Source organism: Streptomyces sp. NPDC017936, from assembly GCF_044328485.1.
Classification (GTDB): Bacteria; Actinomycetota; Actinomycetes; order Streptomycetales; family Streptomycetaceae; genus Streptomyces.
Map to the genome: position 1 here is coordinate 312,260 of NZ_JBIRHK010000001.1, position 12,725 is coordinate 324,984.

The window sequence follows — 12,725 nt, forward strand, 5'->3', positions numbered from 1 at the left end:
GGGGTGGGGGGCCAGGCGCGCCGTCTGTGGGGGGGGGGGGGGCGGGGGGGGGGGGGGGGGGGCCCGGGGGGCCCCGCCCCCCCCCCGGGGGGGGGCGGGGGGCCCCCCCCCCCCCACGGCCCGCGGTGCGGTCAGGCCTCCAGCTGCGCGCGCAGGGCCCGCTTGTCGACCTTGCCCACGCCGGTCATCGGCAGCCGCTCCAGGACGACCAGCTGGTCGGGCACCTTGTAGGCGGCGACGCCCCGGCCCCTGAACGCGGCCTGCACGTCCCGCAGGGTCGGCGGCTGCGCGCTGTCCTTGGGGACGACGCAGGCACAGGTCCGCTCCCCCATCAGGGGGTCGGGCAGGGCGAGCACGGCCACTCCCAGGAGCGGGAAGGCGGCGAGCAGGTGCTCCTCCACCTCCAGCGTCGGCACCTTCTCCCCGCCCCGGTTGACGACGTCGTTGTTCCTGCCGACGACCTCGAAGTTGCCCTCCGCGGTCCGGCGCACCAGGTCGCCCGTGCGGTAGAAGCCCTCCTCGGTGAACCGGGTGCGGTTGCGTTCCTCCGCGCGGTAGTAGCCGCGCAGGGTGTACGGCCCGCGGGTGAACAGCTCGCCCGTCTCCCCCGGTCCGGCCTCGGTCCCGTCCTCCCGGACCACCCGCACCTCGTCGGCCGGCGACAGCGGTCGCCCCTGCGTGTGGACGATCACGTCCTCGGCGTCGTCGAGCCGGGTGTAGTTCAGCAGTCCCTCCGCCATCCCGTACACCTGCTGCAGGGTGCAGCTGAGTGTGTCCGGCACCTGACGGGCCGTCTCCGGATCGAGGCGGGCGCCGCCCACCTGGACCACCCGCAGGGAGGACAGGTCGTGCTCCGTCCACTCGGCCGCGTCGAGCCACAGCGGCACCAGCGGGGGCACCAGCGAGGTGATCGTCACGCCGGCCCGTTCGATGAGCGGGAAGCAGACGTCCGCGGTGGGCGCCGGGGCGAGCACGGCCGTCCCGCCGGCCCGGAGCGTGCCCAGGACGCCGGGGCAGCCGAGCGCGAAGTTGTGCTCCACGGGCAGCGCCGCGAGATAGACGCTGTCTGGTCCGACCCCGCACAGCCGCGCGCTCTCCCGCAGCTGGTACGCGTAGTCCGCGTGGGTCCGCGGTATCAGCTTCGGCGGTCCGGAGGTGCCGCCGGACAGCAGGAACAGGGCGACGTCCTCGGGATCCGGCGCGGGCAGGTCGACGGGGTCGGCGTCGACGGACGACAGGGCGGTGTACGGGCCCGGGTCTCCCGCGACCAGCACGTGCCGCAGGCTCTCCGTGCTGTCGAGCACCTCCCGGGCGACGAGCCGGAAGTCGCAGTCGAGGAGGCGCTCGGGGCAGACGTAGGCCGCGGCCCCGGACGTGGCCACGAGGTGGGTGATCTCGGCCGAGCGGTGCGCGGGCAGGGCGTACACCGGCAGGACGCCGGTCCGGAAGAGCGCCAGGCTCAGCACCACGAGGTCCACCTCGTTGGGGAGTTGCACGACGACCCGGTCGCCGGGCGCCAGGCCGAGGCGCAGCAGGCCGGCGGCCGTGCGGTCGGCCGCCCGGTCGAGCTCCTCGTGGGTCACGCTGCCGGCCGGCGTCACCAGCGCGGTCCCGGACGGCCGCTCGGGCGGGCGCGCGGTCCAGGTGCCGAGGACGTCCGTGTTCCAGTACCCCTGCTCCCTGTACGCGCGGGCCGCCGATTCAGGCCAAGGCACGCAGCCCTCCAGCATGGGGATCCTCTCTTCGTCCGTTGACGGGAATGGTGTGTGCGGCCGCTGTCGTGCGGCGGTGCGTCACGGTGTGGACGGCCAGGCGGCGGTCTCGGGCAGTGCCGCCCGTACCGCCCCGAGGACGCGCGCGAGCACGGCGGCACGCCGGGTCTCGAGATAGAAGTGGCCGCCCGTGAAGACCTCGACCTCGCAGGGTCCGGTGGTGACCTCGCGCCAGGCGGCGGCCTCCGCCGCGGTGACCTCCGGGTCGTCGTCGGCGTACAGCACGGTCACCGGGATGCCCAGCGCCTCACCGGGCAGCGGCCGGTAGGTCTCGATGAGCCGGTAGTCGCTGCGGACGGCGGGCAGCAGGGCCTGCAGGAGCGCGTCGTTGTCCAGGACGTCCCGGGCGGTGCCGCCGAGCCTCCTCAGGTCCGCGAGGAGCTCGGCGTCGCCGGCGCGGTGCAGGTCGCCGCCCCTGCTCCGCTGCGGGGCGGGCTGGCCGGAGACGACGAGCGCCGCCGGCGGGCGGCCGGTCACGGCGAGCCTGCGCGCGGCCTCGTAGGCCACGGACGCGCCCATGCTGTGCCCGAAGAACACGCAGGAGGCGAGCTCGTCGCGGGTGAACTCCCCGGTCAGTCCGGGGACGAGGTCGTCCAGGAGGCCTTCCATGTCGCCGGCGGCCCGCTCGTCGAAGCGGTCGCCGCGGCCGGGGTACTGCACCGCGAGCACCTCGACGTCCCAGGGAGCGTCCAGGGACCAGTCCCGGTAGGCGCCGGCGGCCCCGCCCGCGTGGGGGAAGCAGACGAGCCGGGAGCGGGCGTGGGAGCGCCGGGAGAAGGCTCGCGGCGCGCAGGACGCGCGGTGGTCCGCCGGGATCACAGCTCACCCTCCTCGAACTCCTCGGCCGGGCCGCCCGCCGCGTGCGCCGGAGCGTCGCCGCCCGGGTCCGGGCCGCGCCCGGCCCTCAGCTCGCTCACCAGCGCGGCCATCCCCGCCACGGTCGGGGCCCGCAGGACGTCGCGCATCGGCAGCTCCACGCCCAGCCGGCCGCGGACCGCGGCCACCAGACGGGTCGCCGTCACGCTGTCCCCGCCGAGGGCGAAGAAGCCCGCGCCGCGCGCCGTGACGGGCGTGCCGAGGACGTGTGACCACAGCTCCGCCACGGCTTCCTCCACGGGACCCCGCGGCGGGTCCTCGAGGCCCTCGGCCGGGGCCGTGCCGTGCCCGAGGGCCTGCTCCACCCTCCGCCGGTCCACCTTGCCGTTGGCGCTCAGCGGGAGTTCGGCGAGACCGACGAGGGAGCCGGGGATCATGTGGGCCGGGAGCCGGTCGGCCAGCCAGGAACGTATCGCGGACGGGTCCGCGGCCCGGCCGGCGTCGTCCGGGCGCCGGGCGGTGACCAGCACCACCCCGTCGGGCTCGCGCCGGGACACCCCGCCCTCGGTGAACCCGGCCCGTTCCAGGGCTCCCAGCCACCGGAACACGTCGGAGGCCGGGGACGGGACGGGCACCGTCGGGACCGCCAGGGGGGACGCGGTCTCCCGCGCGACGAGGAACACCCGGCTGCCGGGTCTGCCCAGCAGGGCCAGCGCCCGCGCGGCGGCGTCCGGATCCGGCTCCCGGCCCAGGACGTCGTTCACGACGAGCACGTCGAAGGCGGCGAGCCTCGGCTCGGGCACGGCGAAGGCGTCCTGCCGGACGGTCCGCACCTGGTGCCCGCAACCGGCGAGCCGGGCCCCGGCGGCGGCGATCCGCGCCTCCCGCTCGTCGAGCAGCACGTAGTCGACCGTGCCGGGCTTGAGCCGCTCCAGCAGTGCCGCCGCGTTGCGGCCGCCCGCGCCCGCCCACTCGGCGACGTCGAGCGCCCGGGCGCCCTCGTGGTACAGGGCTTCCACGTCCTGCGCCACGGCGTCCAGGCAGGCGCCGGCGCCGGGCAGCCGGAGCGCGAGCCCGTCGGGGGACAGGACGGGGTCGTCCGCCAGGGCGTCGGTGTCCGCCGTGCCGGCGAGCACCGCCCTCAGCAGGGGCATCGCCCCGGCCCAGCCGTCCACGACCTGCTGGAGATGACCGCCGGCGATCCTGTCGCGCAGGGCGCCGGCCCGGGCCCCGTCGCGGACCGTGGTCCAGCGGGGGCCACGGGCCGCGGTCCCGGCCGAGCCGGTCAGGACCTGGCGTTCCCGGAGGAAGTCCAGCCAGCCGGCGAACAGCCGGCGGCCGGCCTCGGCGACGGGCAGCGCGCTCACCTCGACGGGCCGCTCACCGGGGCCGAGCAGGGGGTCCAGCAGCGCGGCGAGCAGCGTCTCGGCCAGCTCCGCCTCCTGCTCGCGGGCTTCCCGCCCCCGGCCGTCGGCGCTCGGCGGCGTCCAGGGCCCGGCCGGGGCGGGGGCGGGGGCCGGGGCGGGCAGGAAGGCCGCCGCGATCTCCCGCGTGCGGTCACCGACGACGGCGGCGAGGACGTGCGAGACGGCGGGGTGGGCCTGGAGCACGGACTCGATCTCGCCCAGCTCGACCCGGAAGCCGTTGATCTTGACCTGGTGGTCGATGCGGCCCAGGAATTCGAGGGTGCCGTCCGGCCAGTACCGTCCCTGGTCGCCGGTGCGGTACCAGCGGCCGTCCGGCATACGGGGGAAACGTTCCCTCGTCAGTTCGGGATCGCCTCGGTACCCCTGTGCCACGCCGGCCCCGCCGATCCACAGTTCCCCGGGCACCCAGTCCGGGCAGTCCCGGCCGTGCGGGTCGACGACCCGGAACCGCTGGTTGGCCAGCGGCCTGCCGTACGGGACGGAGCGCCAGTGCGCGGGCACGGCGGTCACCTCGTGGGCGTTGGACCAGATCGCGGCCTCGGTGGCGCCGCCGAGGGCGACCAGCCGGCACCGGCCGTCCGTCGCGCGCGCCAGCCGCCCGGGGAGGTCGAGGCCGATCCAGTCGCCCGAGAGCAGCGCCAGGCGCAGGGCCGCCGGAAGGGGCGCCCCGTCGGCCGCGGTGAGCAGCATGTCCATCAGCGCCGGCACGGAGTTCCACACGGTGACCGAGTGGCGCTCGCAGAGCGCGAGCCACCGGCGGGCGTCGCGCCGGTCGCCCTCGTCGACCAGCACGAGGGCGCCCCCTTCGGCGAGCGGGCCGAAGACGTCCCACACCGAGAGGTCGAAGTCCAGGGCGGAGACGGCCAGGACACGGTCCTCGGGCCCCAGGCCGTACCGCTCGTCGATGTCCTCGACGGTGTTGACCGCGGCGCGGTGGCTGACCTCGACGCCCTTGGGCGTGCCCGTGGAGCCGGAGGTGAAGATGACGTACGCGGTCCCGTCGGCGGACGTCTCCACCGGGGCGTCCAGGGGTTCCGCCCTGAGGGCCTCGGCGAGGGACAGGACGGGGACCGCGGAGCCCGCCGGCGGCGTCGCCCCGGTGCCGTCCAGGACGAGCACGCAGCGGCTGAGCGCGTGGATGCGGTCCCGGCGCTCGGCGGGCTGGTCGACGCCGACGGGGACGTAGGTGCCGCCCGCCGCGAGGATGCCGAGCACCGCCGCGATCTGGTCGGGGCCCTTGGGGGCGGTGACGACGACCGGGCTGCCCGGTCCGATCCCCCGTGCGGCGAGCGCGCCGGCCACGCGCAGCGCCCGGTCCGCCAGTTCGCCGTGGCCGAGCCGGCCGTCCTCCCCCCACAGCAGCGCGGGCCGCGCGGCCCGGCCTGCCGCCCGCTCGAAGAACGCCTGGTGCAGGAGACGACCGCTCTCCTGCCGGGTGACGGAGTTCACCTCGGTGCGACATCGGAACTGGGACTCGGGCAGGGGTATGTCCGGCGGGAGGTTCCAGTCGGCGGTCGCCAGGTGCCGCAGCAGGCCGGTGTACGCCGCGAACATCGTGGTGATCACGCCCTCCGGGAAGAGCGCCTCGACGACGTCCCAGGCCAGCAGCAGACCGCCCTCGCGGGTGCCGTACACCTGGTGGTCGAGCCAGACCTGCGGGGTCTGGGAGACCATCCAGGACAGCTCGCCGAAGCGGGCGGCGAAGTCGTCGGGCACCAGCGGGGCGTCGAGGTTGCAGGCGAAGACCACGGGCGCCGTGCGCGGGGTCCCGGTGTCGGTGCGGACGAAGTCGCGCAGCACGTCGACCCCGGTGTACGCGGAGTGGCCGACGTCGTCGTGCAGGCGCCGCTGGATCGCGCGGGCCCGGTCGGCGAAGCCGGCGCCGCCGGGCAGGTCGACCTCGAGGAGCAGCAGGCTGGTGAAGTCCGCCACGAGGCGCTCGATGTCCGGGTGGAGGTCCTGGTCGCGGTCGAACAGCGGGATGTTGAGCAGGAACCGCTGCTGTCCGCTCCAGCGCGCGAGGATCTCGGAGAAGGCGGTGATCAGTAACACGGCCGGGGTCAGGCCGTGTTCGGCGGCCCGCCGCCGAAGGGCCCGCCACTCCTCGGGAGTCAGGGTGTGGCCCCGCCGCACGAACCGCGGCACGCCGGTCTCCCCCGGGTCCGCCGCCAGCGGGAGGGCGGGCCCGCCGGGGAGTTCCGGCAGGCGCCCCTGCCAGTACTCCCGCGCCCGCTCGCGGTCGGCCGTCCGCGACGCGGCGGTGTCGGCGAGGTACTGGGGGAAGGTGTACCGCAGTTCGGCGGTGCTCGCCGGGTCGGCGTAGAGCGCCGCCAGGTCGGAGAGCAGCACGCGGATGCTGTGCACGTCGGCGACCAGCAGATCGGCGTTGACGTGGATGCGCTGCGCCCCGCCGGGGCTCAGGCTGAGTCGGACGTCGAGGACCTGGCCCCCGGCGACGTCGAGCACCCGGTGGGAGAGACGTTTCCGCAGCTCCAGCAGGGCGTCTTCGGCGGCCCCGGCCGGGAGCCGGGTGAGGTCGTGGACCGTCAGGCCCGGCCAGGTGACGTCCTCGCCGATCCGCTGTGTCCCGTCGTCCGCGAACGAGGCGCGCAGCATGGGGTGCCGGCGGACGAGCGCGAGGACGGCCCGCTCGAGGCGGTCCGCCTCCACGTCGCGGGTGTCGATCTCCAGATAGGCGTGGCAGCCGACGCCGCCGAGGGGCCGGTCGGCGTCGCGGCCGATCCAGTAGGCCTGCTGGACGGCGGTCAGCGGGAACGGCGCGTGCTCGTCGACGGGGGCGGCCGGGCCGGCCGCGCGCTCCGGCTCCTCCGTCCGGGGCTCCGGCACGCGCGCCGCCCCGCGTGAGGCGAGCAGTGCGTACCAGGCCCGCAGCCGCGGGTCCTGGGCCATCTCGGTGAAGTCGACGCCCGCGCCGGACCGGTTCATCCGGTTGACCAGGGACATCAACTGCAGGGACTGCAAGCCCCTTTCGAAGAGGTTCGCGTCGTCGTCCTCGGGGCCCAGTTCGGCCCCGAGGAGCGCGGCGACCTCCTTGCGCAGATCCACCGGCTGCCCTGCGGTAGTGCGTGACATCCCTACCCCCGTGTGTCGGACGGTGTGTGACGGACGAACGCCATCGTGTCTTCAGGCCGCCACCTGCGCGGCGATTCGCCGGAATTCGGCGTACCGGCCGCCGCGCGTGACGAGTTCCTCGTGCGTGCCCTGCTCGACGATCCGGCCGTCCTCCAGGAAGACGATCAGGTCGGCGCTCTCGACGGTGCTGAGGCGGTGGGCGACCATGATGGTCGTCCGGCCCGCCATGAGGCGGTCGAGGCCCTCCTGGACGGCCGCCTCGCTCTCCGCGTCGAGGGCCGAGGTGGCCTCGTCGAGCAGCAGCACGGGGGCGTCCTTCAGCAGGGCCCGGGCGATGGAGACCCGCTGCCGCTCGCCTCCGGACAGCGCGGCGCCGCCCTCGCCGACCTGGGTGGCCCAGCCGTCGGGGAGCCGGTCCACCACCTCGTCCAGGGACGCCGCCACGGCCGCCGCGCGCACCTCCTCGGGCGTGGCGTCGGGCCGGCCGACCCGGACGTTGTCCTCGATGGTGCCCTCGAAGAGGTAGACGTCCTGGAAGACCATGGAGAGCCGGGACATCAGTTCCTCGGCGTCGATGTCGCGCACGTCCACCCCGCCGAGGCGCACCGTGCCCGAGTCGACGTCGTGGAACCGGGCGACGAGCTGGAGCAGGGTGCTCTTGCCGGCGCCCGAGGCCCCGACGACGGCGACGCGCCGGCCCGGCCCGACGTCCAGGCTGAGCCCGTCGAGGACACGGCGGTCGCCGCGCCGGAAGCTCACCGACTCCAGCTGGACGCCGTCGTGGGCCGGCACCGCCGGCCGTTCGGCGCGCGGCAGCGGGGGCTCGGTGAGGACCGCGTCGATGCGCTCCAGTTCGCCCCGGGAGACCCGCATGATGCCGCCCAGGTCGGCGAGGGACAGCAGGGGGTCGACACAGCGCGCCGCCAGAACCATGATCGCCAGCAGTTCGGGGGCTCCGAGGCTGCCGTCCAGCGTCAGGTACACGCCCAGTGCGAGGACGGCGGTGAAGACGGCCTGGACGGAGAAGGTCAGGCCGAGCATGCCGGGCACGCCGCTGAGGGCCGCGCGCCGGCTGCTGCGCCACTGCCGGTGCAGTGCGTCGTCCAGGAGGCCGAAGCGCTCGCCCGTCCGGCCGCCGGCGCGCAGCACCGGCTGGGCGCGGACGAACTCGACGACACGGCCGGCGGCCTCGTCGCTGCTGCGGGCCCGCTCGGCGTCCTGGCGGGCGGTCGCCCTCGACGTCCAGCGCTGCACTCCGGTGATCAGCGGGACGGCGACGAGACCGGCGAGGGCGAGGCGCCAGTCGAAGAAGAAGAGCACCACGACCACGGACAGCGGGATCAGGGTGGCGTTGATCAGGGGCCGCAGCCGGTGGGCCGGGACCGACATGACCTCCATCACGCTGCGGCTGGTGAGCCCGGAGACGTCCCCGATCCGGCCGGGCGTGAACCAGCCCAGCGGCAGCCTGGCGAGGTGGTCGCCGAGGCGGTGGTGCAGGCCCCGGGAGAGCTCGCCGCCGGTGCGGAACCCGGACTTGTCGCTGAAGTAGCCGAGCACGGAGGTGACGAGGACGGCCGCGGCGAAGGCGGCCAGCCACGGCCAGGCGCCCCGGGCGTCGTCGTCGAGCAGGGCCCGCAGCAGCGGGATGAGCAGCGCGTAGGACAGGCCCTCCACGACCGCGCAGACGGACATGAGCGCCACGGTGCGGCGCAGGGGGCCCGAGTGCCGCTCGCCCAGGACCCTCAGCAGCAGCCTGATCATCGGTGGATCTCCCTCTTCCGGCCGGCCCGCCGGGCATGCCACATGGCGGCGAACTTCCCGTTCAGGTCCAGCAGTTCGCGATAGGTACCGCTCTCCACGATCCGCCCCTCCTCCATGACCACGATCCGGTCGGCCCGGGCGACGGTCTCCAGCCGGTGGGCGATCACCAGTTGCGTCCGGCCCCGGACGAGGGTGTCGAGGGCGGCGCGGATCTCGGCCTCGGTCCTGGCGTCGGCGAAGGACATCGCCTCGTCGAGGACCAGCACGGGCGCGTCGATCAGCAGGGCCCGGGCGATGGACAGGCGCTGCGCCTCACCGCCGGAGAGTCCCACGTCCTCGCCGATCACGGAGTCGTATCCGCGGGGCATCGCCTGGATGCGCTCGTGGATGCCGGCCGCGCGGGCCACCCGCTCGACGGCGGCGCGGTCGGCCTCCGGGACGGCGAGGGCGATGTTCTCGGCGATGCCGGCGCGCAGCAGCCGGACGTCCTGCAGGACGAACGAGACGTGGCGGTACAGCCGCTCGCTCGGGATGTCGCGGAGGTCGACGCCGCCGAGGAGCACGGAGCCGCTGGTCGGGTCGGAGAACCGCGGGACCAGCTGGGCGAGCGTGGACTTCCCGGCGCCCGAGGGACCGACGAGTGCGGTGGTGGTGCCCGGTTCGAGGACCAGGTCGATCCCGTGGAGCACCGGGCGGCCGGAGTCGTAGGCGAAGCCGACGCCGCGGAACTCCACGCGGTCGCCGTGCGGTTCGGCCGGCGTGTCCGGCTCGGACAGCGGCGGCACGTTCAGCAGGGCCCGGATCCGCTCGGCGGACCGTTCGGCGGCGTGCACGTTGTCCAGGCCGTGGCCGAGCGCGGCGATGGGCGCGGTCAGCGCGACGGCGAGCAGCGGGAACGGCAGCAGGTCGGCGGGGGGCATGGCGTCGGCCGCGATCAGTGCCGTGCCGCCGGCGAGGACGAGCAGCAGGACGAACGGCGGGGAGAGCACCAGGGCCGCCAGCGAGGCGAGGCCCGCGGCGCCCGCCACGTAGGTGAGGAAGAAGTCGGCGAAGTCGTCCGCGGCCTTGCGGTAGCGCCGGTGGGCCTGCCCGCCGCCGCCGAAGGTCTTGACGACCGAGATCCCCTCGACGAACTCCACGGAGGCGGCGCCGATGCGCCCCATGGCCTCGCCCATCCTGCGGCCCTCGCGCTGCCGGTCCTCGCTCTGCAGCAGGCGCTGCAGCAGCAGTCCCAGGAGGACCGGCACGAGCGCGACGAGCGTCAGCCGCCAGTCCACCCAGGCGAGGTACACGAACGAGGCGAGCGGGACGACGACGGCGGAGGTGGCCTCGACGGGGGCGTGGGCGATCAGGTGGTGCAGCTGGTCGACGTCGCCCTGCACCACGCCGTTGATCTCGCCCGAGCTGCGGTGGGAGTACCAGCCGAGGGGCACCTTGCCGAGGCGCTGGGCGAGCAGCCGCCGCAGCGACAGCTGGAGCCGGCCGTCGACGAGGTGCGCGATGCCCCCGGACGCCGCGGCGAGCACGACGCGCAGGAGCAGGCCGGCGACGCCGATCCAGACGGCGAGCCAGGCGGCGTCGTGGTCCACCGGTCCGGGCTCGAGCAGCACCCGGCCGAGTTCGACCACCGCGATCAGCGGCGCGAGGCCGGCGAGGGAGCTGACGATCTGGAGGGCGAAGACGGCGACGAGGCTGGTGCGGTAGGGACGGAGCAAGCGCAGGAGCACCTGCCGGGAGGTCGCGGCAGGACCGCCTCCCGGGTCGTTCTCCGGACCGCCGCCGTCGACCACCTCCCCGCCCTCGGCACGGCTGTGCAGACCTTCTGCCGTGGCCATGGGATTCCCCACCTTTCGGGCACGACCGTCCGGCCCGGAAACGGGCAGCGCTGCCCCGGGCGGACGGCAAGATCCAGGAAGACAGCAATAACTTTACAAGTATAAGAACCCGCCCCGCAACCGCCCCGGAAACCGCCGCCGGGCCGCTTCCGAGGCTCTCGGCGTCCCCTTCGGCAGGGCAATCGCGGCGCGGGGATTCCGTCCAGACGATGCCCAGGAGTGGCCTGAAACGATCGTGTGAACCCCTGTCCGGGGCGGCCATCACCCTCACCACAGGAGAGCTGGGACGCGTGCGCTTTCTACTGCTGAGCGGGCTCGGGCCCGCAAACCTCAACTCGCCCTATCTGGAAGGGTCGCTCTTCACGGCGAACACCTCCGACGCGGCCCGGGAGATGCTCCGGAGGGCCGGGAGCGCGGACCTCGATCTGGGACGGCTCGCCTTCACCCAGCACGGCCGTGAGTACGCCCTGCTCCGGCCGCGTTCGGCCACCACACCCCATCTGACGACGGTCACCCTGCTGTCGATCCTGGAGAACAGCGGCCACCAGTTCGAGCGCCTGGACCTGGGAGCGGTCTGGGAGGGGCGCGCGAAGGCGCCGGAGGGCGACGTCGACGTGGTGCTCCTGTCGACCACGTACATCTGGAACGGCCCGATCCTGGGCTCGGCCGTGCGGTGGGTCCGGGAGAACCTCCCCGGCACCCCGATCGTGGCCGGCGGGCAGTTCACCAACCTCAAGTTCATGCCGGCCATGCGCGACTTCCCCGAGATCCTCGCGGTGGTCCGCGGCGACGGCGAGATCGCGCTGCCCAAGACCCTGGACGCGCTGGCGGGGCACGGCGATCTGAGCGCCGTACCGAATCTCGTGTGGCGCGACGGGGACAGCATCCGCATCAATCCGGTCGAGTACGTCGACATCGACGACTTCCCCTCACCGCAGGTCCTCGGCGATCAGGCGATCGTCCCCTACGAGTCCATGCGGGGCTGTCCGTTCGACTGCAAATTCTGTTCGTTCCCCGCGGCTTCACCCAAATGGCGATACAAATCCGCCGAGAAGATACGCGACGACTGGATCTCCTATGCCGAGCGCAATGGCACGGACGTCATTTCGGCGATGGATTCGACTTTCACCATTCCGCCGACCCGGCTGCGCCGTCTCCTGGAGATCCTCCCGGATTCGGGCGTGCCGAGGTGGGAGGGGTTCAGCCGCGCCAACACGCTCAATTCGGAGGAGGTGGTGGCCGGGCTCAAGGCCTCGCACTGCTTCCAGCTGCACATCGGTTTCGAGTCGATGAACGACGGCACGCTGAAGCGGATGAGCAAACGGGTCTCGGTCAAGCAGAACCGCCGGGCCATCGAACTGCTCAGCCGGAGCGGGCTGTCGTACTACGGACTCTTCATCGTCGGGTACCCGGGCGAGGACCCGGAGATGTTCCAGGACACCCAGGACTACCTCCTGCACGAGTACTCCGGGCACTACTCGCTCTCGAAGTTCTCCATCACCGACGAGACCATGCCGCTCTGGCAGGACCGGGAGGAGCTGCAGATCGTGGCGGACGACCCCACCAATCCCGCCTCGCCCTGGTCCCACATCGGCATGGACAGCACGCAGGCGGCCCGGCTGCAGAAGGAGACCCTCGACAAGGTACGGCTCACCAACGACAAGACCGTGCTCAGCCTCTGGCAGCACGACTACCAGCACTGGCTGATGCCCCGTCACGACCACGCCACCAACCTCGCCGTGGAGAAGTGCCTGGAGCTGATGGCCATGGCGCCCGTCGACTACACCGACCTGGACGAGGGGGCCGCCGTCATCCGTGACAACCTCCACCGGCTGAAGGACTTCGGCGTGGAACTCGCCCCGCCGGGACGGCGTCTGGTCTGCGACCCGATCTGACGCCGACGCCCCGGAAACGGCACGGCGCGCGGCGGGCCCGGCGGCCCCCCCCCCGCCCGCCCGGGGCCGGGGGGGGGGCCCCCCCGCCGCCCACCAGCCCGCCGGCCCGGCGGCCCCCCCGCCCCC

6 protein-coding genes are annotated in these 12,725 nt (G+C 74.3%); 1 reads left to right on the forward strand and 5 read right to left on the reverse strand.

The features are described 5' to 3' along the window. Nucleotides 1-131: 131 nt before the first annotated feature. The 5 genes from ACH4F6_RS01240 to ACH4F6_RS01260 all read right to left on the reverse strand — a co-directional run bounded on the left by ACH4F6_RS01240 (nucleotide 132) and on the right by ACH4F6_RS01260 (nucleotide 10,704). On the reverse strand, nucleotides 132-1,730 hold the full coding sequence (locus ACH4F6_RS01240) for a (2,3-dihydroxybenzoyl)adenylate synthase (protein WP_397957723.1): 1,599 nt from the start codon (nucleotides 1,728-1,730) through the stop codon (nucleotides 132-134). A 63-nt stretch (nucleotides 1,731-1,793) separates the two neighbouring features. Beyond that, nucleotides 1,794-2,591, reverse strand: coding sequence for a thioesterase II family protein (locus ACH4F6_RS01245; RefSeq protein WP_397957724.1), 798 nt, complete (start codon nucleotides 2,589-2,591; stop codon nucleotides 1,794-1,796). Then, nucleotides 2,588-7,108 carry an amino acid adenylation domain-containing protein gene (locus tag ACH4F6_RS01250; protein ID WP_397957725.1) on the reverse strand — a complete coding sequence of 1,507 codons (4,521 nt, stop codon included), beginning with the start codon at nucleotides 7,106-7,108 and terminating at the stop codon, nucleotides 2,588-2,590. Before ACH4F6_RS01250 ends, ACH4F6_RS01245 begins: the two co-directional genes overlap by 4 nt. Before the next feature lie 51 nt (nucleotides 7,109-7,159). Continuing rightward, on the reverse strand, nucleotides 7,160-8,869 hold the full coding sequence (locus tag ACH4F6_RS01255; RefSeq protein WP_397957726.1) for an ABC transporter ATP-binding protein: 1,710 nt from the start codon (nucleotides 8,867-8,869) through the stop codon (nucleotides 7,160-7,162). Continuing rightward, nucleotides 8,866-10,704, reverse strand: coding sequence for an ABC transporter ATP-binding protein (locus ACH4F6_RS01260; RefSeq protein WP_397957727.1), 1,839 nt, complete (start codon nucleotides 10,702-10,704; stop codon nucleotides 8,866-8,868). Before ACH4F6_RS01260 ends, ACH4F6_RS01255 begins: the two co-directional genes overlap by 4 nt. A 290-nt stretch (nucleotides 10,705-10,994) precedes the next feature. On the opposite strand from ACH4F6_RS01260, the gene ACH4F6_RS01265 reads away from it, so the two are divergent. Further along, nucleotides 10,995-12,599, forward strand: coding sequence for a B12-binding domain-containing radical SAM protein (locus ACH4F6_RS01265; protein WP_397957728.1), 1,605 nt, complete (start codon nucleotides 10,995-10,997; stop codon nucleotides 12,597-12,599). Nucleotides 12,600-12,725 lie beyond the last annotated feature (126 nt).

Coding starts and splice junctions, on each gene's coding strand:
- ACH4F6_RS01240 (WP_397957723.1), bottom strand. CDS start 1,730: ATGCTGGAGGGCTGCGTGCCTTGGCCTGAATCGGCGGCCCGCGCGTAC.
- ACH4F6_RS01250 (WP_397957725.1), bottom strand. CDS start 7,108: ATGTCACGCACTACCGCAGGGCAGCCGGTGGATCTGCGCAAGGAGGTC.
- ACH4F6_RS01255 (WP_397957726.1), bottom strand. CDS start 8,869: ATGATCAGGCTGCTGCTGAGGGTCCTGGGCGAGCGGCACTCGGGCCCC.
- ACH4F6_RS01260 (WP_397957727.1), bottom strand. CDS start 10,704: ATGGCCACGGCAGAAGGTCTGCACAGCCGTGCCGAGGGCGGGGAGGTG.